This is a genomic window from Methylobacterium sp. D54C (assembly GCF_053345595.1).
Genome location: NZ_JBKFAK010000048.1, coordinates 1 through 14,492, shown reverse-complemented (window position 1 = coordinate 14,492; position 14,492 = coordinate 1). Strand labels below are relative to the sequence as shown.

The 14,492-nt window shown below is 66.5% G+C and carries 14 protein-coding genes; 3 read left to right on the top strand and 11 right to left on the bottom strand.

The window, feature by feature from the left end; translation table 11 throughout:
* Positions 1 to 186: 186 nt before the first annotated feature.
* From eda to ACLBYB_RS31495, 9 genes are read right to left on the bottom strand one after another with little or no spacing between them, the layout of a single operon-like run.
* The gene (gene eda / locus ACLBYB_RS31535; RefSeq protein ID WP_447701204.1) at positions 187 to 801 is read right to left on the bottom strand and encodes a bifunctional 4-hydroxy-2-oxoglutarate aldolase/2-dehydro-3-deoxy-phosphogluconate aldolase; all 615 of its coding nucleotides are present in this window, start codon (positions 799 to 801) and stop codon (positions 187 to 189) included.
* Entirely contained in the window at positions 798 to 1,766 is a 969-nt protein-coding gene (locus ACLBYB_RS31530; protein WP_447701203.1) for a sugar kinase, read from the bottom strand. The genes eda and ACLBYB_RS31530 overlap by 4 nt, the downstream gene beginning before the upstream one ends.
* Positions 1,767 to 1,768: 2 nt before the next feature.
* Complete coding sequence (locus ACLBYB_RS31525) at positions 1,769 to 3,295, bottom strand: UxaA family hydrolase (RefSeq protein ID WP_447701202.1); 1,527 nt, start codon at positions 3,293 to 3,295, stop codon at positions 1,769 to 1,771.
* Positions 3,295 to 4,305: a zinc-binding alcohol dehydrogenase family protein gene (locus ACLBYB_RS31520; protein ID WP_447701201.1), complete on the bottom strand. Its 1,011-nt coding sequence runs from the start codon at positions 4,303 to 4,305 to the stop codon at positions 3,295 to 3,297. The genes ACLBYB_RS31525 and ACLBYB_RS31520 overlap by 1 nt, the downstream gene beginning before the upstream one ends.
* A gap of 55 nt (positions 4,306 to 4,360) precedes the next feature.
* Positions 4,361 to 5,146, bottom strand: coding sequence for a transporter substrate-binding domain-containing protein (locus tag ACLBYB_RS31515; RefSeq protein ID WP_447701200.1), 786 nt, complete (start codon positions 5,144 to 5,146; stop codon positions 4,361 to 4,363).
* 28 nt (positions 5,147 to 5,174) lie between these two features.
* A complete protein-coding gene (locus ACLBYB_RS31510; RefSeq protein ID WP_447701199.1) occupies positions 5,175 to 5,903 on the bottom strand; it encodes an amino acid ABC transporter ATP-binding protein in 729 nt (242 codons plus the stop codon).
* A complete protein-coding gene (locus ACLBYB_RS31505) occupies positions 5,887 to 6,540 on the bottom strand; it encodes an amino acid ABC transporter permease (RefSeq protein ID WP_447701198.1) in 654 nt (217 codons plus the stop codon). The genes ACLBYB_RS31510 and ACLBYB_RS31505 overlap by 17 nt, the downstream gene beginning before the upstream one ends.
* A 10-nt stretch (positions 6,541 to 6,550) precedes the next feature.
* Entirely contained in the window at positions 6,551 to 7,234 is a 684-nt protein-coding gene (locus tag ACLBYB_RS31500) for an amino acid ABC transporter permease (protein WP_447701197.1), read from the bottom strand.
* Complete coding sequence (locus ACLBYB_RS31495) at positions 7,231 to 8,355, bottom strand: mannitol dehydrogenase family protein (protein WP_447701196.1); 1,125 nt, start codon at positions 8,353 to 8,355, stop codon at positions 7,231 to 7,233. The genes ACLBYB_RS31500 and ACLBYB_RS31495 overlap by 4 nt, the downstream gene beginning before the upstream one ends.
* Before the next feature lie 197 nt (positions 8,356 to 8,552).
* Here ACLBYB_RS31495 and ACLBYB_RS31490 point away from each other — a divergent pair, with 197 nt between their 5' ends.
* Positions 8,553 to 9,446: a GntR family transcriptional regulator gene (locus tag ACLBYB_RS31490; protein ID WP_447701195.1), complete on the top strand. Its 894-nt coding sequence runs from the start codon at positions 8,553 to 8,555 to the stop codon at positions 9,444 to 9,446.
* Positions 9,447 to 9,679: 233 nt separating this feature from the next.
* Positions 9,680 to 10,567, top strand: coding sequence for a hypothetical protein (locus ACLBYB_RS31485; protein WP_447701194.1), 888 nt, complete (start codon positions 9,680 to 9,682; stop codon positions 10,565 to 10,567).
* A gap of 306 nt (positions 10,568 to 10,873) precedes the next feature.
* Here the strand turns inward: ACLBYB_RS31485 and ACLBYB_RS31480 are convergent, their stop codons facing one another.
* Positions 10,874 to 12,649, bottom strand: a complete 1,776-nt coding sequence (locus ACLBYB_RS31480) for a TRAP transporter large permease (protein ID WP_447701193.1) — start codon at positions 12,647 to 12,649, stop codon at positions 10,874 to 10,876.
* A 62-nt stretch (positions 12,650 to 12,711) separates the two neighbouring features.
* On the opposite strand from ACLBYB_RS31480, the gene ACLBYB_RS31475 reads away from it, so the two are divergent.
* Positions 12,712 to 13,549 (top strand): IS5 family transposase gene (locus ACLBYB_RS31475; RefSeq protein ID WP_447701192.1). Its coding sequence is split into 2 segments (ribosomal slippage): positions 12,712 to 13,068 and positions 13,070 to 13,549, totalling 837 coding nucleotides; the frame shifts between segments, so codons are not numbered across the junction.
* Here ACLBYB_RS31475 and ACLBYB_RS31470 read toward each other — a convergent pair.
* Positions 13,501 to 14,492: phospholipase effector Tle1 domain-containing protein (locus ACLBYB_RS31470; protein ID WP_447701191.1), on the bottom strand; the 992-nt coding region annotated here is incomplete at its 5' end. The two genes, ACLBYB_RS31475 and ACLBYB_RS31470, sit on opposite strands and share 49 nt — an antisense overlap.

Below are 14,492 nucleotides of genomic sequence, written 5' to 3'. Positions count from 1 at the left end.
CCAAGCTCGTTGCTCTGATTGCCACTGCTCGGAAGCTGATCACCATCCTCAACGCCATCCTGAGGGACGGAGCGCCATGGCAAACCGCTTGACCGCCAAGACAGTCGCTCAATTGGCTCGGTACAAATACCGGTCAGGTCACCGTAGGCCCTCCAGCGGCTGGATCCGGCCCTCGACGCCCTCAGATCAATCGTTCCGGAGGTGTGCGGCGTCTCGAGCCGCCTGCGCGATCGTTGAGAGGTCGAGCGGCCCGGAGCTGATGAGCCAGCTTCCTCCGACGCACAGCACGGCCGGTTCGGCAAGCCAATCGCGAGCGGTCTGCGAGGTGATCCCACCGGTCGGGCAGAAGCGGACGGACTGAAAGACGGCAGACAGTGCCTTGAGGGCCTTCAGGCCGCCCGAGGCCTCTGCAGGAAAAAACTTGAAGCGATCGAGGCCCAGATCCAGCCCGCGCATGATGTCGGCGCTCGTGGCCACACCGGGCAGGAACGGGACCCCGCTGGCGATCGCCTCTCTCGCCAGGGGCTCGGTCAGGCCGGGACTGACGGCGAAGCGCGCGCCGGCCTCGAGGGCCGCCTCGAGGTCTTGGGGATTGAGCACCGTCCCCGCGCCCACGACTGCGCCCTCCACGCCCGCCATGATGCGGATGACCTCCAGGGCGGCAGGCGTCCGCAACGTTACTTCCAGCGAAGTCAGGCCCCCCGCGACGAAGGCCCGGGCGATGGGCTCGGCCTCATGGGGATCGTCGAGGACGAGCACCGGGATCACGGGATTGCTGCGCATCAGCGCATCGATGGTCATCGGGATGGTCTCCAAGGGGCGGTTCGGGCGGAGCGTCGCAGCGTCTGGGCCGGCGGCATCGCCTCGCGCGGGACGATGGCGCCAGTGTGCATGATCACGCAGGACGCCACCTCATGGCCCGCGCGCGCCGAGGAGGCGGGGCTGTCGCCGGAGAGGCGCCCGGCGAGGTAGCCGGCCGCGAAGCTATCACCGGCGGCGGTGGTGTCCACGGGGACGATTGGGGCGGGAATGGGCACTGACTCGGCAACGCCGCCGACGCTCACTAGGCAGCCTGGTTCCGCCCGCTTCACTACGGCCTCGGCCACGCCGAGGCGAGCAAGCCGCGCCGCGAGATCCTCAGCCGAGGTCTCCCCGTCGATCTGGCGGAAATCGTCGACGCCGGCGAGCACCGTGTGGCAAAGCGGCAGGATGCGCGCGTAGACCTGCGCGGCCTCGCGGCGATCCGGCCAGCCCCGAGCCCGGAAGTTCGTGTCGAAGACGACGCGGATCCCGGCGTCGCGGGCGCGGGTCAGGGTCGCGATCAGCCGCTCACGGGCCCCGCCCCGGAACAGCGAGAGCGTGATCCCGGAGAGATAAAGCACGTCGGCCGAGAGCAGTGCAGCCTCCACCGCCTCGACATGGGGCGGATCGAAGATCCGGCGGACCGGCGCACTATCGCGCCAGTGCAGGAAGCGTCGCTCCCCGGCCTCGTCCGTCTCGATGATGTAGAGGCCCGGCAGGCTGCCGGGCAGGCGCAGGACATGCCCGGTTCCAATCCCCTCCGCCTCCCAGGCGTCGATCATGCCGGTGCTGAAATCGTCGTCGCCGAGCGCAGTGACGTAGTCGGTGCGGACGCCCAGCCTCGCGAGGTAGACGGCCGTGTTGAGCGTGTCTCCGCCGAAGGCTCGCGACAGCAGCCCGTCGGGCCGGGTGTGCAACTCGACCATGCATTCGCCGAGGCAGGCGACCCTCGAACCCTCGCTCATGCTCACATCGTCGATCCGATCTGCCAGGGGACGAATTCGTTGCGCCCGTAACCGAGCTGTTCCGACTTCGTGCGCTCGCCACAGGCGACCCGCAGGATCGCCTCGAAGATCTCCTGGCCTTTCTCCGCGATGCTCACGCCCTCGAGGATGTCGCCGCAATCGATGTCCATGTCGTCGGGCATGCGACGGTACAAATCGGAGTTGGTGGCGAGCTTCATCGACGGTGTCGGCTTGCAGCCGTAGGCTGAGCCGCGACCGGTGGTGAAGCACAGGATATTGGCGCCGCCAGCGACCTGCCCGGTTGCGGCGACGGGGTCGTAGCCGGGCGTGTCCATGAAGACGAGGCCCTTCGTGGCGATCTGCTCCGCGTAGCGATAGACTCCGCGCAGGGTGGTGGTGCCGCCCTTCGCGGCCGCCCCGAGGGATTTCTCCAGGATCGTCGTCAGCCCTCCGGCCTTGTTGCCGGGTGAGGGGTTGTTGTTCAGCTCGCCCCCGGACCGGGCGGCGTAGCCCTTCCACCAGTCGATGAGATCGACGAGCTTCTGTCCGACCTCGGCGCTTTCCGCGCGCCGCGTGAGCAGATGCTCGGCTCCATAGATCTCCGGCGTTTCGGACAGGATCGCAGTCCCGCCCTGCCGGACCAGGATGTCGGCGGCCGCGCCGAGCGCCGGGTTCGCGGTCATGCCGGAATAGCCGTCCGACCCCCCGCATTGGAGCGCCAGCGTCAGTTCCGAGGCGGGGACCGGTTCCCGGCGGCACCGGTCGGCGGCGGGAAGCATCTCCCGGATCCGGGCGACGCCCGCCTCGATGGCCTTGCGGGTGCCGCCCGTCTCCTGGATCGTCAGGCTGCGGAAATGCTCGCCCTCGGCGATCCCGTAGGAGTCCTTCAGGCGGCCGATCTGGAAGACTTCGCAGCCGAGGCCCACGACCAGCGCCGCCGCGAAGTTTGGGTGGCTGGCATAGCCCCACTGCGTGCGGGCCAGGATCTCGTATTCCTCGCCCTTCGCCGCCATGCCGCAGCCGGTGCCGTGGGTGAAGGGCACGACGCCGTCGATATGGGGGTAGTCCGCCAGGATCCCGGAACGATTGATTTCGTCGGCGATGAAGTCGATCACCGTCGCGGAGCAGTTCACCGAGCTCAGGATGCCGATGTAGTTGCGGGTGCCGACCCGTCCCCCCGGACGCCGGAAGCCCGCGAAATGCGCCGGCACTTCGCCGGGGGCGAGGCCGTCCCCGGTCCGAGGCTCGGCGGCGAAGGCGTGCTCGCGGGTGAAGGCCGTCACCGCCACGTTGTGTTCGTGCACCCACGAGCCCGGCGGGATCGCGCAGGTGGCGACGCCGATCGCTTGGCCGAACTTGAGGATCGGCTCGCCCGCCGGGACGCCCCGGAGCGCGATCTTGTGTCCCTTGGGCACCCGCTGCGCCGCCACGAGGCCGGATGATAGGACCGTCCCGGCAGGGATCGGGTCGAGGGCGACCGCGACGGTGTCGGCCTCATTCAGGCTGAGGATGCGGGGGGACATCGGCATCACACCTCCAGGATGGCCTTGATCACGCCCGCCTCCGGCCGGAGCCAGTCCTGGAACAGGGCGGGGCCGTCGGCCAGCGATCCCCGGTGGGTGCGCAGGGCGGCGGTGGGGACGCGCCCCGCCCGCATCTGTCGCACGACTTCCGCAAAATCGTCCGGCTGCGCGTTGCGGCTGCCGAGCAGCGTCGTCTCGCGCTTGTGGAATTCCGGGTCCGAGAAGGTGATGTCGTCGCGCACCACGCTTACCAGCACATAGCGGCCGCCGTGGCCGACGAAGGCGAAGCCCCGCTGCATGGCCGCGCGGTTGCCCGTGCAGTCGATCACGCAGTCGTAGAATTCGCCATCCGTCGCGGCGGCGGCGGCGGCCTCAGCGCCATCATCAGCCCGCAAAATCGCGTCGGCCCCGAGCGCATCGCGGGTGAAGGCGAGGCGATCCTCGCGCAGGTCCATCACCGTCACGTGGGCGCCCTGGGCCTTGGCGAAGATCACCGCGGCCATGCCGATCGGCCCGGAGCCGACCACCAGCACCCGGTCCGAGGCGGCGACAGCGCCCCGCTTCACGCCGTGGGCGCCGATGGCCAGAAACTCGATCATCGCCGCGTCGTCGAGATCGATGCCGTCCACCGGCACGATATTAGCGACCGGCACGGCGATCTTCTCGGCCATGCCGCCGTCGCAATGCACGCCGAGCACGCGGATGTTCTGGCAGGCATTGGTCACGCCCTTGCGACAGGCGACGCAATGCCCGCAGGACAGGTAGGGCACCACGTAGACCGTCTGGCTCGGCGCGAGGCCGCTGCCCTCGGGGGCCGAATCCACCGTCCCGGACAGTTCGTGCCCCATCACCCGCGGGTATTCGAGGAACGGATGCTTGCCCTGGAAGATGTGATAGTCGGTGCCGCAGATGCCGACCCGGCGGATCCTGACGATCGCCTCCCCCTCGGCCGCCACGGGCTCGGGCCGTTCGATGACCCGCAGCAGGCCGGGCTCGTCGCAGACCAGCGACTTCATGATGTCGATCCTTCGTGAAGAGTCTTGCGGTGGCTTGGGCGGAAGAGCGGCCGGCTCAGGTCAGCATCTCGGGTGGCAGATCGACGCCGTGATACTTTTTGTAGATCGCGTTGAGCCTGCCGTTGCGCAGGTTCGTGCGAACCCACTCGTTGAGCGCGGCTTTGAGCTTCGGCTCGCCCTTGCGCAGCCCGATCGCGTAGGGGAACGTGCGCATGACGATCTTGGTCTCGAAGGGCTTGGGCGGCTTGCGATCGTTGGCCGTGTTCATCACCTGCGGCGAGGTCGCCACGAGATCGACCTGACCGGAGACCATCGCGGTGATGAGCGTCGCGTCGTCGTCGTAGCGCACCATCTGCGCACCCTGGGCCTTGAGGGTCGCCTCCTTGTCGTTGGTGCTGCCCCGCGTGGTGCCGATCCGCTTGCCGAGGAGATCCGGGTAATCCTTGATCGCGACGCCTTCGGGCCCGGCGATGATCGACCGGATCACGCCGTAGGGATCGGAGAAGTCGATCACCTTCTGGCGCTCCTCGTTCACGCTGAAGCTGGCGATGACCATGTCGGCCTTGCCGGTGAGCAGGAACGGCACCCGGTTCGGGCTCGTCACCTGGACGATGTCGAGGGTGGTTCCCCAGTCGGCGGCGAGGAGGCGTGCGGTCTCCACGTCCGAGCCGGTCGGCTGCATGGCGGCGTCCGTCATGCCGAAGGGCGGTGAGCCGAGGTCGAGGGCGACCTTCAGCACCTTGCGGGAGCGGATCGTGTCGAGGGCGTCGGCCAGGGCCGCGGTGGCCAGGGCCGCGGCGAGGGCGGAGGCTCCGCCCGCGAGGAAGGTCCTGCGCTTCATCGGTGTGTCTCCTTGCGCCATCGGGGGTTCACAATTCGCTGGCGACGAAGTCGCGCAGTTCGGGGGTCTTGGCGTCGGCGAGATGGCGTCCCGGCAGGGTCTCCCAGACCCGGCCCTGGCGCATGTAGATGACGGTGTTGGCGACCTTGCGGGCAAAGCCCATTTCGTGGGTCACGAGGATCATCGTCATGCCGCCGCGGGCGAGATCCTCCATCACCTTCAACACCTCGCCGGTCAGCTGCGGATCCAGAGCCGAGGTCACCTCGTCGAACAGCATCACCTGTGGCTGCATGGCCAGCGACCGGGCGATGGCCACGCGCTGCTGCTGCCCGCCTGAGAGTTGCTCGGGGTAGTGGTCTGCCTTCTCCGCGAGGCCGACTTGGGCGAGGCACGCCATCGCGAGGTCCTTCGCCTCGCGGGCCTTGACGCCCTTCACGCAGGTTGGCGCGAGGGTGACGTTCTCCAGCGCCGTGAGATGCGGGAACAGGTTGTAGCCCTGGAACACAATGCCGACCGCTTGCCGGAGCGCCCGCTTGTCGAGCGTGGGCTCGTGGATGGCGTGGTTGCAGACCTCGATGGACCCGCTCTGGATCGTCTCCAGGGCGTTGATGCAGCGTAGCGCCGTGGACTTGCCGGAGCCCGACTGGCCGATGATCGCCACGACCTCGCCGCGTCCGACCACGAAGGAGACACCGTTTAGCACCTGCAGAGCGCCGAAGCTCTTGTGAACGTTGGTGAGTTTAACGACGGCTGACATTGAGCTTCCTCTCCAGGCTGCGGCTCAAAGCCGAGAGCGGGTAGCAAATCGCGAAGTAGAATCCCGCGACCACGATGAAGACGACGAAGGGCTGGAACACCGAATTGTTGATGAGCTTGCCGGCCTGGGACAATTCGACGAAGCCGACGACCGAGGCAAGAGAGGTGTTCTTGACGATCTGCACCATGAAGCCGACCGTCGGGGCCGTGGCGATCCGCATGGCCTGGGGCAGGATCACCCGCCGCATCCGCTGCCACCGAGACAGGGCCAGGCATTCCGCCGCCTCCCATTGCGTCTTCGGCACGGATTCGACGCAGCCCCGCCAGATCTCGCCGAGGAAGCCGGAGGCGTAGATCGTGAGGCCGGCCCCCGCTGCGGCGATGGCCGGCAGGCCGTCGAACCCGGCGATAGCGAGGCCGAAATAGATCATGAACAGCAGGATCAGCAGGGGCGTCCCCTGCACCACCTGCACATAGACGATGGCCGCGCCCCGCAGGATCCGGTTGTCCGAGATCCGGGCCATGGCGACGGCGAAGCCGAGGAGGCCGCCGCCGACGAAGGCGATGGCCGAGAGGGCGAGCGTCCACCCCGCGGCGATGAGAAGGAACCAGAGATGCTGGGGTCCGAAGGTCGGCATCGCGCGTCTCCTACAGCGGCGTGCCGAGCTTGCGCCGGCGGGTGAAGACGAGGAGACCGAAGCCCCAGAACGCCGCACGCACGACGAAGGATAGGGCGAGGTAGACGAGGCCCACCGCGATGTAGGTCTCGAAGCTGCGGAAGGTGTCGGACTGGATCCGGTTGGCGACCGCCGTCAGTTCTTCCGCCGAGATCTGCGAGCAGATCGATGAGGCGAGCATCAGGAGGACGTACTGGCTCACCAGGGCCGGGTAGACCCGCTCCACTGCCGGGCGCAGGATGATGTGCCAGTAGATCTGGCGGCGGCTCAACCCGAGGCATTCCCCCGCCTCGATCTGGGCCCGGTGCACGCTCTCGATACCGGCGCGCATGATCTCACAGGTATAGGCGGTGACGTTGACGACCAGGGCGAGCACGGCGGCGAGGTTGGCATCGACCCGCACCCCCAGCACTGCGATCCCGAAATAGACGAGGAAGATCTGCACCAACAGCGGCGTGTTGCGGATCACCTCGACATAGGCGCCGACGACCCGCTTCAGCCAGGGCGGCCCATCCGCCCGCGCGATGGCGCAGAGCGCGCCGAGGCAGAAACCCAGGACCGTCGAGACGGCGGAGAGCTGCAGCGTCAGCCAGACCCCTTCCGCGAAATCGCGCCAGAACGGCAGGAGGGCCGCGAAGTCGAACTGGTAGCTCACGGCCGGTTCCCCGCCACCACGGCCCGCAGAGTCGGGGCAGGCAGCGAAGCTCCTCCCGCCTCCGCCCATTCGAGGAAGGCGGCCAGCCGCCGATCGACCTTCGTCGCGTGGTTCTGGGCGATGTCGGCGATGCGGTGATCGAGGAAGGGATTGCGGAACCGGTCGAGGGTCGCGGCTGCGTAATCACGGGCCTGCGCCTCCATGCCGTGGGCGGCAAAGCCCGGCACGACCTCATCGCGGTACAAGGCGTCGAGCTGAGCCGCGACCGCCGGGTCGGCCAGAATCTCCCGGACGGTCTCGCCAGCCTGCCGGCCCTTCCAGCGCCACAGGTCGGCGAGCACGGTGTGGCCGAGGTTGAGGATGTGCAGCTTCAGCCGCTCGAAGGGCTCGAGGTCGTCGGCCAGCACGATGCAGGGATGGGTGCAGGGGAGCACGAGGCCCGGTCGGCGCTCGATCGCCCAGAGGGCGTAGGGTTCCGCTACAGCGCCGACCGGCTCCAGGGGCTCCGAGACGATGCGGTCGACCAGGGTGTCGGTCCAGATCACCCCGTCGCGCAGCCAAGCCCGGAACGAGTCGGGTAGTCCGGCCTCCGTCGCGAGGTCGAGGACGCTCCGCTGGAGCACCCGTCCGTTCCGGTTCACCAGTTCGCAGGGGAGCACCGTCAGCGGACGCCCGCCCGCGAGCCAGCGCGCATGAAGGAGAACGGTGAGCTTGCCGGGAAAGGACGTGGGGGGCGTGAGAGCGAGGAGACCGGGACCGCGATCCGCCTCCGCGATGGCGTAACCCGTATCGCCCGTGTTGGAGACGAGGTAGGCGGCCTCTTGCGCGACGAGGTCGACCACCTTCGCCCAATCGGCCACGGCTGAGAGGCCGCGATCGGTACTGGTGACGGTGACGGTCCGGTCGATCGGAGTGCCGCCTTCGAGCCCACGAATGATCACGGGATAGCCCCCGGGAGCACCGAAGGCCGCGACGCGCCCGGCCCTGTCGACCGCCCCCGAAGTCTGGATGACCGTGATCGGACCGGCCTCCTGACCGGCGACCCGTGCCTCATGCACGAACAGGTCGACATGAGCCTGCAGGAACCGGCTAGTGCCGAACTGGATGATGTGCCTGCTCATGTGGCGGCATCCCACCCGAGGGGCGGGGCAGCGAGTTGGCCCACAGCGTTTCACTCCACGACAATTGTCTTGTCTTATCGTGCATAAAAAACCGGCCGGATCATGCTGTCAATCGGTATTTTATGTACAAAGTGCGGAATGTGATGGACGGCTCGACGGCGGTGCCTTCAAATGGGTGTCGGGGAGTCAGGGTCGGGATGAAGGCGAACGCAGTCTACAAGCGGGCCTACAACCAGTGCCTCGCGATCCTCGCGGCACGGCCACTCGGGGAGTGGGCGTGCTCCGAGGCGGAGATTGGCGAGATGCTGGAGGTCAGCCGCACCACCGTGCGCGCGGTTCTCGGAGCGCTTGCCAAAGCACAGATTCTTACCATGGAAGGCTCGCGCCGCGTTGTGCGCCGTGTCCCCACCGGGCCTGACTACTTTCCCGAGGTGGAGACGGAGACCGTTGCTCAGGCGGTGGAGCGACAGTTCCTCCAATGGGTGCTGCAGAGCGATCGCCGCCCCGGCGATGTTGTGAACGCCTCGGAACTGGCGCGACAGTTCAGCACCTCGACGACGGCGGTGCGAGAATATCTGACCCGGTTCAGCCATTACGGTCTCCTGCAGCGACGGGAGAACAGCGGCTGGATCTTCATGGGCGTGACGCCAGAATTCGCCAACGAACTCTACGAGATCCGCGAGATGTTCGAGTTACGTTCGGCTCGTCGTTTCATCGAACTTCCGCCTGAGGCACCAGCCTGGGCAAAGCTGATGACGATCGAGGATGAGCACCGAAAACTGCTGGCCGAGATCGATGAGCGATCAGGCGATTTCTCGCAGCTTGACGAGCGATTCCATCGCCTGATTAACGATGCGTCCCAAAATCGTTTTATCCAAGATTTTTATGATGTGATCGCCCTAATATTTCATTATCATTACCAGTGGAATAAAATCGATGAAAAGGAACGCAATATCGTGGCCCTGAGGGAGCATCTTGATTATATCGCCGCCTTACGAACATGCGATTTGCGACTTGTTGAAGAAAAGTGTAAGGCGCACCTGTATACAGTAAGAACAACTTTTATGAAATCGCTACTAACTAGCATATAGCCTTGTTTGTCCGTTTCTTGTGTAAGATTTTTGATTATATAAATCGTAAATTATACTTGTTTATCAATTATAATATATTCTGCATGTCACGTACTTGACGAACAATAATTTTGGCTTAGAAGCCCTCGCGTCACATCCGCGTATATTTAGGTGTGCCGGCGCAGATCATTAGATACCGGCGCGTCTCTGTGGTTAGCGTACGCAGACGTCACTTTCTTGCAGTGACTCCCTGTATGGCGGCCAGGACGCGTTCCCGGACTTCGAGGCGCTGGCTGGCGCGGCTGGAGCGGGGCCGGCTGAAGGCGTCGGTGCTGGACCATCTTGGCGAGGCGCCGGAGCGGGTGGAACTCCAGCACCGGGAGGGACCGCCACTGCTGCCCCTGCCGCTGCTGCGACCACGGGTCAAGTTCCGGGAGACGGTGGAGACGGTGGGCCGGGCGGCGGCGGACGCGTGGCTGCACCGGCAGACCGGGCCGGGCAGGCACGGGTTCAATCTGGCGGCGGTGTTCGCGGACCCGGCGGCGGTGGAGGCGACGCTCGGCGATCCCGAGCGCGACCCGGAGGTGATCGGGCGCCTCCTGGCGCGGCGGCCGGAGGCGTTCGGGGACCTGCGCGGGCGGCGGCGGGTTCTGTTCGGGGACGACCGCGAGCGGCAGGCGGCGCGGGCCGCGCTTCCGGAGGTGGCGCGGTGGGCGACGGTGCTGCTGAACGACTGGTGGGGGACCTACGAGCGCACGGTGCGGCAGGAGGAGGAGCGGCGGGTGTGGGCGGGGGTGGAGATCCCAGGGCTGTCGTCGGCGGCGGAGGCGTTCCTGGTGGCCCACCCGGGGGGCGGGTCGCGAGGCGGGCGCGGGCTGATTACCCAGGCGCTGATTACCCAGGCGCTGGGGCGTGCGGAGGGCCGAGAGGTGCTGGCGGAGTTCGGGCGGGCAACGCCGCTGGACGCCGCGCCGGACGCATTCCTGGAGATCCCCGGGATGGACCGGACGCGGGGCGCGGCGCTGGGGGAGACGCTGCGGGCGATCCGGGCGGTCGATGTCGAGCAGGCGGTGATCGCCGACCGGCTGGAGCTGGCGCAGCGGCGCGGGCTGGAGCGCGGCGGGCCGAGCCTGGAGTTGTAGCCGGTCCGGTAGGTAGCGGGTGGGGGGCTGAGCTGGATCGGGACGATGCCCGGGCTCGGCGACCGACAGCTCAGGAACAGCCCCACGGGCTACTCGACCATCTTACAGACCGCCAGAAATGGGAAAGACCGCCGAAGCGGGCTCTCTTGGAAGGTGCTGCAACTGTGTGGTGGTCGGCATACCGACCACCTTCCACAACCCAATCTCCGGGCAGACCGCACCCGTATGAAACTTTAACAAATCTAATCTACTTTTCATCCTGTAATATACATGTATTGTATTTTGATATTATGCGAAAATATTTTGTCACAGGAAGCCAATCGAGAACCATGGAATAAATGTTATGCCGAGCAGGCCGAGGAACAGCGATCCGAGGTAGATCCAAATTCGGCGCATCCCTGACTCAGGCGAAACATCGCCAATGATACATGCGGCATAGTAGCAGAGGCCGAACGGGGGCGCGAATAGACCGAGTCCCATCGCGAGGATCACGATCATGCTGTAGTGCACCTCGTGCACCCCGAACTGATGGGCGATGGGGAAGAGCAGTGGTCCGAAGAGTACGATTGCTGGGATGCCCTCGAGCAGGCTTCCCAGCACCATGAAGGCGACTACCGAGATCAGCAGGAAGCCGATCTGACCGCCCGGCACGGCCGCCATGGCGCGCGCGAGGTCGTGGGAGAAGCCTGACTGGGTGAGCGCCCAGGCCATCGCGCTCGCGGCCCCCACGATGAACAGGATCGCCCCCGAGAGTGAGGCCGTGCGCGCCAGCATCGGTAGCACGGATCGCGCCTTGAGGCCGCCCCGGTAGATCAGAAGACCGAGCACGAGCGAGTAGGCGATGCCGATGGTCGAGACCTCGGTGGCGGTGGCGAACCCCTCCACAACCGCGGTGCGGATGAGGAAGGGCAGGAGCAGCGCGGGGAGCGCGACGAGGAGCGTGCGGCCCACCACGGAGGCCGGGGCCCGGGGCACCACGATGGAGTCCTCCTGAGTGCCGGCGCGGTAGCGCGCGACGAGGCCGAGCACGATGGCGAGCACGAGGGCGGGCAGGATGCCCGCTGTGAACAGTGCAGCGATCGAGACGCCCGTCACCGAGGCGATGGCGATGAGGACGATCGAGGGCGGGATCGTCTCGCTCATGGCCCCGGATGCAGCAAGGAGAGAGAGCAACTCGCCGTCCTTCATCCCGCGCCGACGCATCTCTGGGAACAGCACAGGGGCTACGGCGGCCATGTCGGCCGTCTTCGAGCCCGATATGCCCGAGACCAGCAGCATCGCCCCGAGCAGCACGTAGGACATGCCGGCCTTCACGTGCCCGAGGAGCGAGGCCAGGAACGCCACCATCACGCGGGCCATCCCCGTGGCCTCGACGAGTTGCCCGAGCAGAACGAAGAGCGGGATCGCGAGCAGGATGAGACCGCTCATGCCCTCGTCCATGCGTCCAACGACAATGGTGAGGGGCGTCGAGGTCACGGTGCACAGGTAGGCGGAGGTGGCGAGCGCGAAGGAGAAGGCGATCGGGACGCCCGCGATGATGCCGACGCCGAGCAGGCCGACGAAGAACACGAGGAGCGCCCAGTTCCCCATGCCGGTGAGCGCCGGCGCGCCGATCGCGAGCAGCGCCACGATCCCGGCCAGCGCGGCGGCGACGGTGAGGAGGTTGACGAGCCCGTGGCGGGCGAGCCGGAGCAAGCAGCTCAGCAGGGCGAGGACGAAGCCGACGGGGACCGCGAGCGCGCGCACGGTGCCGGACCAGCCGAGCGCCGGGGTCTCCACGAAGGACTGATCCTCCGTGTAGTCGTAGGCCGCGTGCATGAGGAGGGCGAGAAAGGCGAAGATGGCGCCAATCGCCAGCGTCTCGCACCACGCGCGGGCGCGGGGCGAGAGCGTGCTCACGACGAAGGTGAGGCGCATGTGCTCGCCCCGCTGGATGGCTACGACGCTGCCGAGCATCGCGAGCCAGAGGAACAGGATCGAAGCGAGTTCGTCGCTCCAGATGATCGGGTGGCCGAGCGCACGCGCCACGATGCCCGCGAACAGGATCACGACCTCCGCGGCCACGAGTACGGCGGCTGGCACCTCGACTAGGGCGTCTCTGCAAAGGGGTTCACAGGCTGAGAGGTCAGGCCCATGTGGGCTTGATGCGACGCTTTGAACTGACCGACGCGCAGTGGGAGCAGATCGCCCTGCTGCTGCCTCCGCAGAAGCCGCGCACGGGCCGGCCTGCGGAGGATCACCGGCAAGTCCTCAACGGCATGCTCTGGATCCTGCGCACGGGCGCACCCTGGGAGGATCTACCGGCGCGCTACGGGGCTGTGGGAACGGTGTCGAGCCGGTTCTACCGGTGGCGCAAGGCCGGCGTGTTCGACCGGGTGCTGCGGCGGCTGCAGGCGCAGGCGGACGCGCGCGGCGACCTCGACTGGGACCTGCACTTCGTGGACGCCACGGTGGTGCGCGCCCACCAGCACGCCGCCGGGGCACGCCGGTCCGGCGCCATTGGGGGGTGAGGCGACCGTCGAGGGCATGGGCGAAGCGCTCGGGCGCAGCCAGGGTGGCTTCTCGACCAAGCTGCATCTGCGTGCCGAGGGCGGGGGTAAGCCGATCACGGCGGTGCTGACGGCGGGCGAACGCCACGAGCAGTTTGCGTTGGATGCTCTCATGGACAAGGGCGTGGTGCCACGCAAAGGGCGAGGCCGCCCGCGCCTGCGTCCCCGTCGGACAGCAGGCGACCGCGGCTACTCCAGTCCGCCGGTCCGTCGCCGCCTCCGACAACGCCGGATCGAGCCGGTGATCCCCACCCGCAAGGATCAGCCTCGCCAGATCGATTTCGACAAAGCCGCCTACCGCGAGCGCAACAAGGTCGAGCGGTTGATCGGCCGGCTCAAGCAGTATCGCCGCATCGCCACCCGCTACGAGAAGCGAGCCGCGAACTACCTCGCCATGGTCACGCTCGGCATGACCATGCTCTGGCTCAAATGACTTTGCAGAGACACCCTAGTCACATCGTAATGCAGCACACCGGGATCAGGCGCTCGGAAGCGCTCCAATACCGTCGGATGCAGCGGTGCATTGCGGGGGATCTTCCGTAGCCACGGTTCCCAACCCAAGTCCTCTCGCTTCCAGATCCAGGTGAGCAGCCAGACCACCGAGCTAGGCCAGCCTGCTACTGTGCTCTTCCGCTCATCGGGCTGGGGCCCCGCTGCTGATGGCCAGAAATGCAGCACAGAACTATCAATCTTCAATGGTTCGGGCAGATTAATCGCTTCGTCAACCATCCATTTCAGGGAGATATCAGATAAGCGCGCCTCAGTCTCCGCGTAGCTGCCGCCAATGTCCGAATGCACACCCGCAAACCACACCTGCTTGAGCCAAACCCTGCCATTCTCCTGAAGCTCGACCGTCGCCGGCACGCCCTTGTCAGCCTCAATGGGATCGGCCGTTGGGGGCGCTTCGTCCTTGGGAAGCGTCCAGGGCACCCTATCGAAATCCTTGCGGTTCTCGTCGATCGCCAGGGCATGGCGAGCGTGCTGAACATGCCGGTTCAACTCGGTGTCATAGAAATCCATCCGCCAGCCGGTGGTGTGTAGCGTCTTCAGCCAGGGCACGCCGCCATGCCGTGTGAACTTGGTGTAGTTGATCGCATACGCGACGGCACCAATCCCGATCCCGAAGCCAAGCACCGCCGCGAAGGTCCGCCAGTAGGTGAAAGCATCGAAGACATCGCCGGGGACGAGCCATAGGCGTAACAGGTTGCCGATGACGGCGATCAGGCCGATGATGACCGCCGCGACGATCCCTAGGGTGTGAACCGAACCAATCCGTTGCAGGGTCTGTCGTTTTATGATTCCAGGCGGCCGTTTTCTGGCCTGGAGGCGGTGATGGCGGACCTGTTCTGGCTCTCGGATGAGCAATGGGCGGTGAT